The sequence below is a fragment of the Intrasporangium sp. genome (genome assembly GCF_032907665.1).
Taxonomy (GTDB): domain Bacteria; phylum Actinomycetota; class Actinomycetes; order Actinomycetales; family Dermatophilaceae; genus Intrasporangium.
On the sequence record NZ_JAJJPG010000013.1, the window covers coordinates 25,612 to 38,086 of the forward strand.

The 12,475-nt window shown below is 71.8% G+C and carries 12 protein-coding genes and 1 pseudogene; 5 read left to right on the forward strand and 8 right to left on the reverse strand.

Annotated elements, in window-relative coordinates; translation table 11 throughout:
• The 6 genes and pseudogenes from LOY02_RS03795 to LOY02_RS03820 form a co-directional block, all read right to left on the reverse strand.
• Window positions 1-347, reverse strand: a pseudogene (locus LOY02_RS03795) (hypothetical protein); the annotation flags it as partial.
• Window positions 344-1,804 (reverse strand): glycoside hydrolase family 3 N-terminal domain-containing protein, encoded by a 1,461-nt coding sequence (locus LOY02_RS03800; RefSeq protein WP_317181001.1) that lies wholly within the window; start codon window positions 1,802-1,804, stop codon window positions 344-346. The gene LOY02_RS03800 and the pseudogene LOY02_RS03795, both read right to left, overlap by 4 nt.
• Window positions 1,804-2,646 carry a carbohydrate ABC transporter permease gene (locus LOY02_RS03805; RefSeq protein ID WP_317181002.1) on the reverse strand — a complete coding sequence of 281 codons (843 nt, stop codon included), beginning with the start codon at window positions 2,644-2,646 and terminating at the stop codon, window positions 1,804-1,806. The genes LOY02_RS03800 and LOY02_RS03805 overlap by 1 nt, the downstream gene beginning before the upstream one ends.
• The gene (locus LOY02_RS03810; protein WP_317181003.1) at window positions 2,646-3,530 is read right to left on the reverse strand and encodes a sugar ABC transporter permease; all 885 of its coding nucleotides are present in this window, start codon (window positions 3,528-3,530) and stop codon (window positions 2,646-2,648) included. Before LOY02_RS03810 ends, LOY02_RS03805 begins: the two co-directional genes overlap by 1 nt.
• A 92-nt stretch (window positions 3,531-3,622) precedes the next feature.
• A complete protein-coding gene (locus tag LOY02_RS03815) occupies window positions 3,623-4,987 on the reverse strand; it encodes an extracellular solute-binding protein (RefSeq protein WP_317181004.1) in 1,365 nt (454 codons plus the stop codon).
• 52 nt (window positions 4,988-5,039) lie between these two features.
• Window positions 5,040-6,194 (reverse strand): ROK family transcriptional regulator, encoded by a 1,155-nt coding sequence (locus tag LOY02_RS03820; RefSeq protein WP_317181005.1) that lies wholly within the window; start codon window positions 6,192-6,194, stop codon window positions 5,040-5,042.
• A 155-nt stretch (window positions 6,195-6,349) separates the two neighbouring features.
• On the opposite strand from LOY02_RS03820, the gene LOY02_RS03825 reads away from it, so the two are divergent.
• The 4 genes from LOY02_RS03825 (at window position 6,350) to LOY02_RS03840 (ending at window position 9,912) form a co-directional block, all read left to right on the forward strand.
• Window positions 6,350-6,625 (forward strand): DUF2277 domain-containing protein, encoded by a 276-nt coding sequence (locus tag LOY02_RS03825; protein ID WP_317181006.1) that lies wholly within the window; start codon window positions 6,350-6,352, stop codon window positions 6,623-6,625.
• Between the two features lie 113 nt (window positions 6,626-6,738).
• Window positions 6,739-7,866 carry a metallophosphoesterase gene (locus LOY02_RS03830; RefSeq protein WP_317181007.1) on the forward strand — a complete coding sequence of 376 codons (1,128 nt, stop codon included), beginning with the start codon at window positions 6,739-6,741 and terminating at the stop codon, window positions 7,864-7,866.
• A gap of 4 nt (window positions 7,867-7,870) precedes the next feature.
• On the forward strand, window positions 7,871-8,584 hold the full coding sequence (locus LOY02_RS03835) for a DNA alkylation repair protein (RefSeq protein ID WP_317181008.1): 714 nt from the start codon (window positions 7,871-7,873) through the stop codon (window positions 8,582-8,584).
• A complete protein-coding gene (locus LOY02_RS03840; protein ID WP_317181009.1) occupies window positions 8,581-9,912 on the forward strand; it encodes an MATE family efflux transporter in 1,332 nt (443 codons plus the stop codon). Before LOY02_RS03835 ends, LOY02_RS03840 begins: the two co-directional genes overlap by 4 nt.
• Before the next feature lie 72 nt (window positions 9,913-9,984).
• Here LOY02_RS03840 and LOY02_RS03845 read toward each other — a convergent pair whose 3' ends face one another.
• Both LOY02_RS03845 and LOY02_RS03850 read right to left on the reverse strand, forming a co-directional pair.
• On the reverse strand, window positions 9,985-10,473 hold the full coding sequence (locus tag LOY02_RS03845; protein WP_317181010.1) for a DUF1772 domain-containing protein: 489 nt from the start codon (window positions 10,471-10,473) through the stop codon (window positions 9,985-9,987).
• Window positions 10,473-11,360, reverse strand: a complete 888-nt coding sequence (locus LOY02_RS03850; RefSeq protein WP_317181011.1) for an NmrA family transcriptional regulator — start codon at window positions 11,358-11,360, stop codon at window positions 10,473-10,475. The genes LOY02_RS03845 and LOY02_RS03850 overlap by 1 nt, the downstream gene beginning before the upstream one ends.
• Window positions 11,361-11,443: 83 nt before the next feature.
• Between LOY02_RS03850 and LOY02_RS03855 the strand changes: the two genes are divergently transcribed.
• On the forward strand, window positions 11,444-12,418 hold the full coding sequence (locus tag LOY02_RS03855) for an AraC family transcriptional regulator (RefSeq protein ID WP_317181012.1): 975 nt from the start codon (window positions 11,444-11,446) through the stop codon (window positions 12,416-12,418).
• Window positions 12,419-12,475 lie beyond the last annotated feature (57 nt).

The window sequence follows — 12,475 nt, forward strand, 5'->3', positions numbered from 1 at the left end:
CCGATGGCGGCCCCGAGATCGCGCCCGAGCCGAAGCTGATCGACGTCGAGGTTGACGGCGTTGCGGACGAGGTCACGAACGGGGTCGACGAGCCCGGGCATGCAGGCGCCGGCTCTCGTCACCGAGGACCGGTCGCGGGGATCGAGCCGGGCGAGGGCACGCTCCGCGACGCCCGCTGCGACGCGCACCACCTCGACGGGACCGCGGCCCGACGGCGCCGTCTCCAGAGCGACGATCACATCCCTCGCGGAGCCGCCAGTCGCCAGCCCCGACAGCCCCGCCGGGTCCGCGTCGTCCACGATGACGGCGGCCGTCTTCGTGCCGCCGATGTCGATGCCGAGCCTCATTCCGGTCCACCCGGGTCCTGGCCCGGCCGCCGGCCGGCTGACCCGGCATCCACCCCGAGCAGCTCCGCGAGCGCCTGACCGACCAGCCGCGAGGCGCCGAAGGTGACGATGTCGGCCTCGCCGCGGGGCCAGCCGCACTCGACGAGGATCGTCTCCCGGCCGCTCGCCCGCAGCTGCTCGGCGAGCTGCCGCGCGGGGTGGCCGGGCTCCAGCCCTCGTCCGGCGACGGCCACCTTGGCCCCCTGCGGCACGAGGGATCGCTCGATGGTGGCGCCGGCCGCCGAGGGGCCCCACGGGACGTCGCCGACGGCGGGGTTGCTCGGCGTCTCCACCTGGACGATGACGGGTGCGCCCGGCAACCGAAGCCAGGCGCGTGCGCGTGCACCGACTGCGAAGGCGTCCCGCACCAGATCCGACGTCAGCGGGGCCGGCGTCGTGCCGCTGGTCCCCGCTGCCACGGGCGTCCAGCCGGCGGCGAGCCGCGCGACCCGCTCGGCGGCCTCGACGACCCGCCGCTGCGGCAGCCTGCCGGTGTCGACCGCGTGCACGACGGTGTCGACGACCGAGCCGAGCACCCGCGGCGACGTGCGGAAGCCCAGGCAGAGAAGGTCGCAGCCGGCCGCCAGCGCGCGGACTGCGGCCTCCGGAACGCCCAGGCCGCCGCTCGCACCCTCCATGTCGAGGGCGTCCGAGACGATCACCCCCTCGAAGCCGAGGTCCCCCCGGAGCACACCCTGAAGCAGCCTCTGCGAGAAGGTCGCCGGCACGTCTGGGTCGACTGCCTCGACGACGACGTGGGAGGTCATGATGCTCGCGGCCCGGGCCGCGACGGCGGCCCGGAACGGTGCGAGCTCGCGCACCTCCAGGACGTCCCGCGACGCCGTGATCCGCGGCAGCGCGTGGTGGGAGTCGACCGTCGTGTCGCCATGACCCGGGAAGTGCTTCGCACACGCTGCCACCCCCTCCCCCTGGATGCCGTCGAGCCACGCTGCCGAGTGTCGGGACACGTGGTCCGGCGAGCCCCCGAAGGAGCGCGCTCCGATGACGGGGTTGTCATCGGCGGAGTTGACGTCGACGACCGGCGCGAGCGCGAGGTTGATGCCGTATGCCGTGAGCTCGCGTCCCACGCGAGCCGCCGAGTCCCGCGTCAGCCGGGTGTCGTCGAGGCGCCCCAGCACGGCGTTGCCCGGCTCCGGGGAGCCCTCGAGGTAGTGGACGCGGGTGACGTCCCCGCCCTCCTCGTCGATCGCGATGAGGACGTCGGGCCGGCCGGCCCGAAGGGCGGCGCAGAGCGCCGAGAGCGCTTGGGAGCCGGCCATGTTGGGACCGTGGAGACAGACGGCAGCGAGCCCTGCGGCATACGCCTCGGTGATCCACGCCGGGGCCGCGGTGCCGACGAAACCCGGCATGAGCGTCCCGTGGACGAGGCGTCTCAGCGCCCCCTGTGGCGACGTCATCAGCCCTTCACCGCGCCCCCGACGAGGCCGCTGCTGAGGCGGCTCTGGACGAGGAGGAAGAAGACGATGACCGGAACCGCCACGAGCGTCGACGCGGCCATGACCTGACCCCAGTCGGTCTCGCGCATCGCGCTCCCCTGGACGAAACCACGCAACCACAGCGGCAGGGTGCGTGCCTGCTCCTCGGTCATGACGACGAGGGCGACCGTGAACTCGTTCCACGCCTGGAGGAACGCATAGACGCCGGAGGCCACCAGGCCGGGGGCGAGCAACGGAAAGGTGATCCGCAGGAAGGCTTGCGTCCGCGACAGTCCGTCCACCATGGCGGCCTCCTCGAGGTCGATGGGCACCCCGGCGACGAAACCACGCAGCATCCACACCGTGAAGGGGACGACGGCAGCGGTGTAGAGGATGGCGAGACCGAGCACCTGGTTGAGCAGCCCGAGCGAGCTCATCATCTTGTACTGCGCGATGAAGAGGCCCTCCGCCGGGAGCATCTGGATGAGCAGCAGCGCGAGGACGAACGAGCGACGTCCGCGGAACCGGAACCGGCTGATCGCCAGCGCCCCGAGGAAGGCGACGACGATGGCTGCCGCGACGGTCAGCAGGGTCACCGCCAGCGAGACGGCAAGAGCACGAAGGAAACCCGAGTCGCGGAGGACCCCCGCGAAGTTGTCGAGCGACCCCCCGACCGGAATGAGGGTCGGCGTCGTCTTCTGGAGCACGACGTTGGGCAGCAGCGACGAGTTGAGCATCCAGTAGACCGGGAGGGCCCAGACCGCGCTCAGCGTCAGCGCGAGGAGGGTCCACAGGCCTCGACCCGGTGTGAGGCGGCGGCGCATCAGGTCTCCTCCTTCATGAGGGATCGGACGTAGTACCAGGACAGCGCGAGGGTGAGGACGAGCATGAGGATGGAGACGGCGCTCGAGGTGCCGAAATCGCCTGAGCCAGTGCCCAGCTGGTAGATGTAGGTGCCGAGCAGGTTGGTCTCGTTGACGACGCCACCGGCGTCCTGGAGCAGCTTGATCTGGGTGAAGACCCGCAGGTCCCAGATGAGCTGGAGGAGCAGGACGATCGAGAGCACCGGGGCGATGAGCGGCAGCATGATGTGCCGCACGCGCTGCCAGCCCGTCGCACCGTCGATCTCCGCCGCCTCGAGCACCTCCGGCGAGATCTGGGTCAGTCCCGCATAGATGGACAGGGCCACGAAGGGGACGCTCATCCAGACGACGATGACCGCCGCGATGACGAAGAACGAGAGGGGCTCCGCGAGCCAGTTGTGCCCCGCCGCGTCGACGCCGAGCCGCTCCAGGAGCCAGTTGAGCAGGCCGCGTCGCCAGTCGACGATCCACGCCCAGACCGTCATCGAGGCCACGACCGGCATCGCCCAGGCCACGAGGAGTGACACCTGCAGGGTGAGACGCGCCGCCGTCCCGACGCGCCGCATGAGCAGGGCGATGAGACCACCCGCGACGACCGTCGTCGCGGCGACGACGACACAGAAGACGATCGACCGGGCCACCACCGCCCACAGGGTCGGGTCGGTGACGAGGGCTGCATAGTTGTCGAGGCCCACCCACTCGGGGGGCTGCCCGAACTGCTGGAGGAGACCGAACTTCTGGAGGCTCGTGACGACCTGCCACCCCACGGGGTAGCCCAGGGCGGCGCCGAGGACGAGCACGGTGGGTGCGACGAGCAGGAAGGGGATGCGACGGCGCGTCGCCATGTCGGTGCCTTTCGGGAGGCCTACCGGGAGGCCGTTCGGGCCCGGCCGGGGAGCGTGGAGGAGGCCCCCCGGCCGGGCCTGCCGTCATCGGGTCACGAGAGGTTCAGCATCGGCGTGATCCGGGCGTCGTACTCCTTCGCCAGGGCGGCGAGGTCCGAGGCGTCGCGGATCTTGCCGAAGAACTCCTCGAGGACCTGCTGCGACTCGACGGCTGCCCACCCCGGCGCGGCCGGCGTCAGCTTGGAGTTCGACGCCGAGTCGATGAGCGCCTTGGCGAACTCGTCCGTGCCCAGGGAGGACACGTAGTCGCTGTTGGCCGGTCCCAGACCCGCAGCGCCGAGCTGCTGCTGGTACTCCGGGCTGAAGATGATCCGGAGCAGCTCTCGGGCGAGGTCCTGGTTCTTGCTCTTGGCGGAGATGCCGATGTTGGAGCCGCCGGCGAAGACCGGCGCGGGCTTCCCGTCGTTTCCGGGCAGGACGAAGACGCCGAACTTCTTCGGGTTCCACTCCCGGACGGGCTTGCCGTCCTTCTCCTTGAGGTCGCCGATCGACCAGTGGGCCCAACCCGGAGCCATGATCGTCGCCGCCGCCAGGCTGGTCTTGCCGACCGCCTTGCCCTCGTCGTCGAGCACCTCGTCCGTGTCGTTGACGTACAGCCACGGCGTCGCGTCCTTGGCGTCGGCGGGCGCCTTGGAGGCGTTGCGGTAGAGGTCCTGGAGCTGGGCCAGTCCCGTGAGGGTGTTGGGGTCCGAGAGGGTCGACACCCACTGGCCGTTCTCCTTCTTCGCGAGGTCGCCGCCGTTGGCGAAGATCCAGGAGATGCCGTTGCGCCAGTCCTGGCCGCCGAGGAAGAAGCCGCTGAAGTTGTCGATGCCGCGGGGGTTCTTCGCCGTGATCTGCGTGACCGCTGCGTTGAACTCGTCGAGCGTCGTCGGCTCGTTGACGCCCGCCTCCTTCCACACGTCCGCCCGGGTGAACAGGTAGCGCGAGCCGAAGTAGTAGGGCAGGGCGTACTTCTTGCCGTCGACGCTGCCGACCTCGACGAACGAGGGGAGCAGCTTGTCACCGCCGAGTTCCTCGTAGAGGTCCGAGACGTCGGCGAAGGCTCCGACGTTGGTGAACGTCGGCGCCTGCGTGTTGCCGAGCTCGGTGACGTCGGGGGTGTTGTTCTCGTCCGGGAGCGACGTCGTCAGCTTGGTGACGATGTCGCCCCACGTCTGTTCCTCGATCCGGAGGGTGGCACCGGTCTTCGCCGTGAAGGTGTCGGTGAGGTAGGTGCGCAGGTCCTGGTTCGTGTCCGCGCCGATGAGCCACAGCGTCAGGGTGCGCTTGCTGTTGTCCGGTGGGCCGGACGTGGTCGGGCTGTCCGTCGGGCCGGCACTGCTGCAGGCCCCGAGCAGGAGGGCCGCCGAGGTGGCCACGGCCGTGGCCACCGTCAGACCGAGCTTCTTCTTCATGGAGGGTTCCTTTCGGGTGGCCGCGGAGGCGGTCGGTGTGGAGGCGGGTGAGTCAGGCGACGCCGAGCTGGTCCCAGAGGACGAGCACCGACGCGCCGCGCAGGACGATGTCGTCGGAGTCCCGGGCGAGACGGACCGACAGGGTGTCGGTGGGCCGCGCGAGCACTCGCGAGCGCAGGGTCTCCTCGAGGGTGCGCAGGAGGACGCCGCGGAGGAGGTTCTCGGGGCCGGTCAGCACGACCTCGGAGAGGTCCAGCGCGGCGACGACCGGCGCGATGGCGATGCCCAGCCGCTCGCCGGCCTCACGGAGCGGACGCTCGGGGTCAGCGGGGTCAGCGTCGGCGAGGAGTCGCTCGAGATTCGGGGCGGAGAGCCAGGTCTCGAGACAGCCCACCTTCCCGCACCGGCACCGGGAGCCACCGTCGGTGCCGACCGTGACGTGCCCGATCTCTCCGGCGGCGAAGTGGGCGCCATGGACCCGGTTGCCGCCGACGATGAGGCCGCACCCCACACCGCGCCCGATCTTGACGAGGATGACGTCGTCCCCGCCCCCACCGAGGGTGTGGTCGGCGTGGACGGCGGCATCCGCGTCGTTGCTCACGAAGACGGGCAGTCCGGTCTCCTCGACGAGCAGGTCGCGGAGCGGGACGTCGGTCCAGCCGAGGTTGGGCGCAGTGTCGACGACGCCGCGCGGGCCGACGATCCCCGGGGTGCCGACCCCGACGCCGAGCAGCGGTGCCGTGGCCGCGTCGAGGATCTCGTGGAGGAGGTCGCGGACGGTGTCGAGCACGGGGTCGGTGGCCACGGCCGTCGCGGCGACGTCGTCGGGAAGCGGCCGCTCGGCTCGGGCCAGGATGCGGCCGTCGAGGTCGAGGACGGCGGCGCGGAGCGTCTCGTGCTCGGCGAGGTCGAGGCCGATGATCTGCAGGCCGGTGCGGTTGATGTCGACGAGCGTCGCGGGCTTCCCGGGCCGGACCTGGCCCGAGGGCCCGAGCTCGATCGCGTGCCCGCTCTCGAGAAGCTCGGCGACGAGGTCGCTCACCGTCACCTTGGTGAGGCCGACCCGGCGGGCAAGGTCGGCCCTGCTCATCGGCCCGGCCGTGTACAGCGTCTGGAGGACGAGCGAGAGGTTGTGGCGGCGACCATGGGCGGGCAGGACCGCCGTCCGGGAATGGACGCGGCGAGCCCGTGGAACGGCGGCGGTCATGGAAGTTAGTTAACTTTACTTACTTACCGGAGGCAAGAGGTTGGTCCGAATTCGCCGGGTGCGGCGCGGGTCATGGACCTCCTGCCAGAGCAGCCGCGCGGTGACGCCTCACGTGGTGACTGAGCCCGCCGGGCGGCGCCGGTTAGGCTCGGTTCATGTGCCGGAACATCCGCCAGCTCCACAACTTCGAGCCCCCAGCGACGAGTGACGAGGTGCGCGCCGCCGCACTGCAGTACGTCCGCAAGGTGAGCGGCAGCACCAAGCCGAGCCAGGCCAACCAGGCCGCGTTCGACGAGGCCGTCGATGCCATTGCCCACGCGACCCAGCATCTCCTCGACCACCTCACGACGACTGCCCCGCCGAAGGACCGCGAGGTGGAGCGAGCGAAGGCCCGGGCCCGCAACGCCGTCCGGTTCGGGACGCCGGCCTGACCCGGACTGGCTGACCCGACTGGCTGACCCCGACTGGCTGACCCCGGCCCACACCAGGCCCGAGGGCCGGATGCGACGGGCGCGACGGCGACACATTTGAGAGCCTGTCCCCTGTGTCCGTGTTCGTCGCCGTCGTCGCCGGGCTCCTCGCCCTCGTGACGTGGTCCCTCCACCGTCGTCTCTTCGTCTCACCCGGGTGGCCGTATGCCGTCCGGCGGGCTGCCGCGATCGTCCTCGCCCTGGGATGGGTGGCCGCCCTCGCGGCCTTCGCCATCCAGGGCGGCGTCGTCGCGCCGGACGGCCTCCGGTGGCTCGCCTGGCTCGGCATGACCTGGCTCGCCGTCGTCTGGTACCTCCTCGTCGGCGCCCTCGTCCTCGGCCTCGTCATCCTGCCGATGCGGCTGGTCGGCCGCACGGACCTGCGCCGACCTGCGCTTCGCATCGGGGCACCCGCGGTGGTGGTGCTGGCACTCGGCACAACGGCATACGGCCTCTGGGAGGCGGCGGAGCCGTCGGTCACTCCGGTCACCATCACCAACGACCTGGTCCCCGAAGGCCTCGACGGGCTGCGCATCGCCCTCATCTCGGACCTGCACGTCGGACCCGTGCGCGATGAGGGCTTCACGCGACGGATCGTCGACCTCGTCAACGCGCAGCAACCGGACCTCGTCGTCATCACCGGCGACGTCGCGGACGGCTCTGTGTCACAGGTGGGCTCGGACATCGCCCCCCTCGCCGACCTCTCGGCTCCGCTCGGCGTCTTCGGCGTCGACGGCAACCACGAGGTCATCTCCGGGGAGCCCGACCGCTGGCTGCACCACTGGGAGGACCTCGGGATCAGGGTCCTGCGCAACGAGAGCGTCGACGTGGAGACGGAGGGGGGCGCCCTGACGATCGCCGGCATGCCCGACCCCTCGGGCAACCGCGCCGACGGGCCCGACGCGGACAAGGCCCTCGCCGGAGTCGACCCCGACGTCTTCACGCTGCTGCTCGCCCACCGGCCGAGCATGGCCGAGCTGGCCAAGGGGCGCGGGGTGAACCTCCAGCTCTCGGGGCACACTCACGGTGGCCAGCTCTGGCCCTTCGACTACCTCGTCCTGCTCCAGGAGCCCGTCCTCGAAGGGCTCGCGCCGGTCGGGGACGTGCCGGTCCTCACGACCCGGGGAGCCGGCGCGTGGGGTCCCCCGGTGCGCGTGCTCGCCCCGCCGGAGATTCCCGTCATCACCCTGCGAAACCACTGACGGCATGGTCGACACGACACCTCACCGTGAGCTGATCACCGCCGTCCGGACGGCCCTCGAGCAGCGCGCCGACCCGGCCCGCGCGACCGGCCTGCGGCGCTACCTGAAGTCGGCGCTGCCCCTCTGGGGACTGACCATGCCCCAGATCCGCGCCGAGATGCGCCACCTCCTGCTCGACCCGAACCTGGCGATGCGGTCCCGGGACGAGTGGGAGGCGACGATCCTCGCGCTCTGGGACGAGGCCTCCCATCGCGAGGAGTGGTATGCCGCGCTCGCACTGGCCAGGCACAGGGCCCATCGCCAGTGGGTCGACTCCTCGGCAATGCCTTTGTGGGAGAGGTTGATCCGATCCGGAGCCTGGTGGGACGTCGTCGACGACATCGCCACCCACCTCGTCCGCGACACGGTGCTCGCAGCACGCGAGGTCGAGGGCCGGCGGATGCGCGAGTGGGCGATCGCCGACTCGCTCTGGGTCCGACGCGCGGCCATCCTCTGCCAGGTCGGGGCGCGGGAGCGGGTCGACCAACGCCTGCTCGCCGACGTCATCGAGCCCAACATCGAGGACCCCGACTTCTTCAGCCGCAAGGCGATCGGGTGGGCCCTGCGCGACCACGCCCGGTGGGACCCGGCCTGGGTGCGCCGGTTCGTCGACCAGCACCCGGGACTGTCCGGCCTCTCCCGACGCGAGGCCCTCAAGCATCTCGGCGCCGGGACATGAACGGGCCGGCGAGTCACCGCCGCGAGATCCTGCGCCTCGCCGTCCCCGCCTTCCTCGCCCTCATCGCCGAGCCGCTCTTCCTCCTCGCCGACTCCGCGATCGTCGGACACCTCGGCACGGCCGAGCTCGCCGGCCTCGGCGTGGCCAGCGCCGCGCTCCTCACCGCAGCCGGGATCTTCGTCTTCCTCGCCTACGGCACGACGAGCGTCGTTGCCCGATACCTCGGGGCGGGGGACACCCGCGCGGCCATCACCGCCGGGGTCGACGGGCTCTGGCTCGCAGCGGGCCTCGGCCTCGTCACCGCCGCCCTCGTGGCCGTGCTCGCCGAGCCGATCTGCGCGGCCTTCGGGGCCTCCGAAGCAGTTCTCGCCCAGGCGACCACGTACCTGCGCATCTCCGCGGCGGGCCTGCCCGGAATGCTCGGCATCCTCGCTGTCACGGGCGTGCTGCGCGGACTGCAGGACACGCGCACACCCCTCGTCGCCTCCGTCATCGGCTTCACCGCCAACATCGGGCTCAACGTCCTGCTCGTCTATGGGTTCGGCTGGGGGATCGCCGGATCCGCCTGGGGCACCGTCATCGCCCAGACCGGCATGGCCGTCGGGCTCGTGACCGTCCTGCTCCGCAAGGCGCGCGCCCGCCAGGCCTCGTTGCACCCCCATCCCGGCCGCATCCTCGCCGCGGCCCGGACCGGTGTGCCGCTCCTCATCCGCACCCTGGCGCTGCGGGCGACCCTGCTGCTCACGACCTGGGTGGCGGCCTCCCTCGGTGACGTGCCGCTCGCCGCTCACCAGGTGGCCCTGACCGTGTGGTCCTTCCTCGCCTTCGCCCTCGACGCGCTCGCCATCGCCGCCCAGGCCATCGTGGGCCGCTCCCTCGGCGCCGGCGACCGCGAGGGCGTCCGGGTCGCCGTGCGGACGATGACCCAGTGGGGCATCTGGGGCGGGCTCGCCATCGGCCTTGCCGTCGTCGCGCTGCACGGCATCCTCCCGCCCCTCTTCTCCCCCGACGAGCCCGTGCGGGCCGCCCTCGGCGCCGCGCTCGTCGTCGTCGGTCTCGGCCAGGCCGTCGCGGGCTACGTCTTCGTCCTCGACGGCGTCCTCATCGGCGCAGGTGATGGTCGCTGGCTCGCCTGGGGGCAGGTCGTCACCCTCATCGCCTACCTCCCGCTCGTGCTCGCCGTCCGGGCTCGAGGTCCGAGCGACTCGGCTGCCCTCGACCTCGTCGTGCTCTGGCTCGCGTTCACCCTCTGGATGGTCATCCGCGGCGCCGTGCTCGGCTGGCGCGCGCGGCAGGACGCGTGGATGGTCACCGGCGCAGGCACCTGAGCGGGCTTGGGCAGGAAGCCAGCCCAGCGGCATACGACCTCTGTTGGCCTGTCAGTCTGTGGGCGCGGCCGGTCAGGGCAGCTGGATGACACCCGCCGCGACGAGGGCGGCGGACGCCAGCGAGAGGGCCGTTCGGACGTGGTTCATCGCGACCCACCCGGGGACGTAGTCCGCCCACGCCCCGGCTGCGGCGGAGGATCGGGCGTCCACGGCATCGAGCCGGTCGTTGCGCGGGATGTGGTAGCCCACCGTCACCGCGAAGGCCACGACGCCGGCGGCGGCACCCGCGAGCAGCAGGGCGCGGGGTCCCGGGGACCCCGCAGACGCCGACTGCGTGAGCGACCAGGCGCCCACGGCCGCCGACCCCAGGCCGGAGACGACGAGTGGCAGTCCGAGCGCCCGAGGGGCGGCCTTGTTGATGGCCTGCATCGCCGCGACGGCGTCCGTGGCCGGGAGCCTTCGGAGCCCCGGCATGACGAAGCTCGAGAAGCCGAAGAGCACGCCTCCCATGACGCCGGACGCACCGGCCGTGACAAGTGACAGGGCCTGCATCGTCTGCATCAGGACCAGCCTCCCGTCGCGGCGACACGATGCGCCCACGTGCTGAGCGACGTCGCGGGGCGGCCGACGGCGCGCTCGACCCCGTCGGTGGGGAGGGCATTGCGCCCGTCGAGGATCTCACCGAACAGGGTTCCGAGCCAGACGCCGTCGTCAAACGGGAGGCCCGCAGCGGTGAGCTGCTCGGCGAACTGCTCGACCGAGACCTCGACGTAGCGGACGCGGCGACCCGTTGCCTCCGTGAGGATGGCCGCGGTCTCGTCGAGCGAGTGGGCGGTCGGGCCGGTCAGCTCGTGCACCCGGCCCTCGTTGCCCGGCTGGGTGAGGGCGTGCACGGCGACGGCTGCGAGGTCGTCGAGGTCGAGGAAGGGCTCGACTGCCGTGCTCGGCGCCGGCAGCGCGATCGTGCCGCTCCGGAGCGAGTCGAGCAGCAGGCCCTCGCTGAAGTTCTGCATGAACCAGCTGCACCGGACGACGCCGGACGCGGGGAGCTCGCTGAGCACGGCCTGCTCGGCCTCCTGGGCGCCGGCCTCGCCCCGACCGGACAGGAGCACGACTCGGGTGAGTCCGTGCCCGCGGGCGCGACGGGCCAGCTTGGCGACGGTCTCGGCTGCGCCGGGAACTGCCAGATCGGGGACATAGGAGACGTAGGCGGCGACGGCACCCTCGAGTGCGGCGTCCCAGGTCGCCTCGTCCTCCCAGACGAACTGGGTGGCGCCCCGTGGGGAGACCGGCCGGACGTCGACACCGAGATCGGTCAGTCCGGCGGCGACACGGCGGCCCGTCTTGCCGGTGGCCCCGACCACGACGACGGTGCCGTGCCCGGGGAGTGCTGGTGGTGGCGTGGTCTGGCGTGACGTGGGGTTGGAGTGAGTGGTTGAGGTGGTCATGGGTCCATGACAGCGGGTGCTGCTGCGACTTTCCATGAGTTATCTGCTCTCAAACCTTCGCAATCGTCCACTAGCGTGGCGTCATGGATCCCATGACAGCCGTGCTCGACGGCCATCGGGCGCGGGGTGCTCACGTGCTCCGGGTCGACATGGCCGCGCCCTGGGGCATCTCCGTCGAGGACGAGGCCACGGTCGCGGTGCTCGTCGTCGTCCGGGGTGGGGCCCACCTCATCCAGGAGTCCGGCGAGGTCGCGTCCTTGTCGCCCGGGGACGTCGCCATCACGGCCCGCGGGCTGCGCTACACCTTCAGCGACTCCCCGACCACCCCGCCGAGCATCGTCATCCGCCCCGGCGAGACCAGTCACGACCTCGTCGGCAACGACCTCTGCGTCGAGCTCAGCCACGGAGTCCGACGTTGGGGCAATGCCGCTCACGGCGATGACAGCTTCCTCGTCGGCACCTACGAGCTGCCCGGCCAGGTCACCGGCCGCCTGCTCGACGCGATCCCCGACCTCGTCGTCGTGCGATCCGACGAGTGGCCGAGCGGGCTCGGGGCTGGGCTCGTCGACCTCCTCGTGGCCGAGCTCGCGCGGGACCTGCCCGGTCAGGACGTCGTCATCGACCGGCTCGTCGACCTCGTCCTCATCGCCGCGCTCCGCGCCTGGTTCTCCCACCCCGAGGCAACACCGCCCGCGTGGTGGCTCGCGCAGTCCGACCCGGTGGTGGGACGCGTTCTCGGGCTCATGCACTCCGACCCCGCGCGCCCCTGGACCCTCGAGTCGCTCGCCCGGGAGGCCGCGGTGTCGCGGGCCACTCTGGCGCGCCGGTTCACGGACCTCGTGGGCCAGTCGCCGATGGCCTACCTCGCCCAGTGGCGGCTGTCGCTCGCGGCCGAGCTCCTCGTCGAGACGGACGCGACGGTGGAGCAGGTGTCCGGTCGAGTCGGGTACCTGAGCCCGTTCGCCTTCTCCACGGCCTTTCGCAAGGCGCACGGCCTGTCGCCGCGCGACTACCGTCGCCAGGCCCGCCCTCGAGTGGCCCCGTCCTCCACAGGCTGACGCGCTCACTCACTCGAGTGGCCCCGTCCTCCACACCCAGCTCCACTCGAGTGGCCC

Excerpts from the sequence above, each read along its gene's own strand:
- LOY02_RS03835 (WP_317181008.1), top strand. The coding sequence starts at position 7,871 with ATGGTCGACACGACACCTCACCGTGAGCTGATCACCGCCGTCCGGACG.
- LOY02_RS03800 (WP_317181001.1), bottom strand. The coding sequence starts at position 1,804 with ATGACGTCGCCACAGGGGGCGCTGAGACGCCTCGTCCACGGGACGCTC.
- LOY02_RS03840 (WP_317181009.1), top strand. The coding sequence starts at position 8,581 with ATGAACGGGCCGGCGAGTCACCGCCGCGAGATCCTGCGCCTCGCCGTC.
- LOY02_RS03815 (WP_317181004.1), bottom strand. The coding sequence starts at position 4,987 with ATGAAGAAGAAGCTCGGTCTGACGGTGGCCACGGCCGTGGCCACCTCG.
- LOY02_RS03845 (WP_317181010.1), bottom strand. The coding sequence starts at position 10,473 with ATGCAGACGATGCAGGCCCTGTCACTTGTCACGGCCGGTGCGTCCGGC.
- LOY02_RS03855 (WP_317181012.1), top strand. The coding sequence starts at position 11,444 with ATGGATCCCATGACAGCCGTGCTCGACGGCCATCGGGCGCGGGGTGCT.
- LOY02_RS03810 (WP_317181003.1), bottom strand. The coding sequence starts at position 3,530 with ATGGCGACGCGCCGTCGCATCCCCTTCCTGCTCGTCGCACCCACCGTG.
- LOY02_RS03805 (WP_317181002.1), bottom strand. The coding sequence starts at position 2,646 with ATGCGCCGCCGCCTCACACCGGGTCGAGGCCTGTGGACCCTCCTCGCG.
- LOY02_RS03820 (WP_317181005.1), bottom strand. The coding sequence starts at position 6,194 with ATGACCGCCGCCGTTCCACGGGCTCGCCGCGTCCATTCCCGGACGGCG.
- LOY02_RS03850 (WP_317181011.1), bottom strand. The coding sequence starts at position 11,360 with ATGACCACCTCAACCACTCACTCCAACCCCACGTCACGCCAGACCACG.
- LOY02_RS03825 (WP_317181006.1), top strand. The coding sequence starts at position 6,350 with ATGTGCCGGAACATCCGCCAGCTCCACAACTTCGAGCCCCCAGCGACG.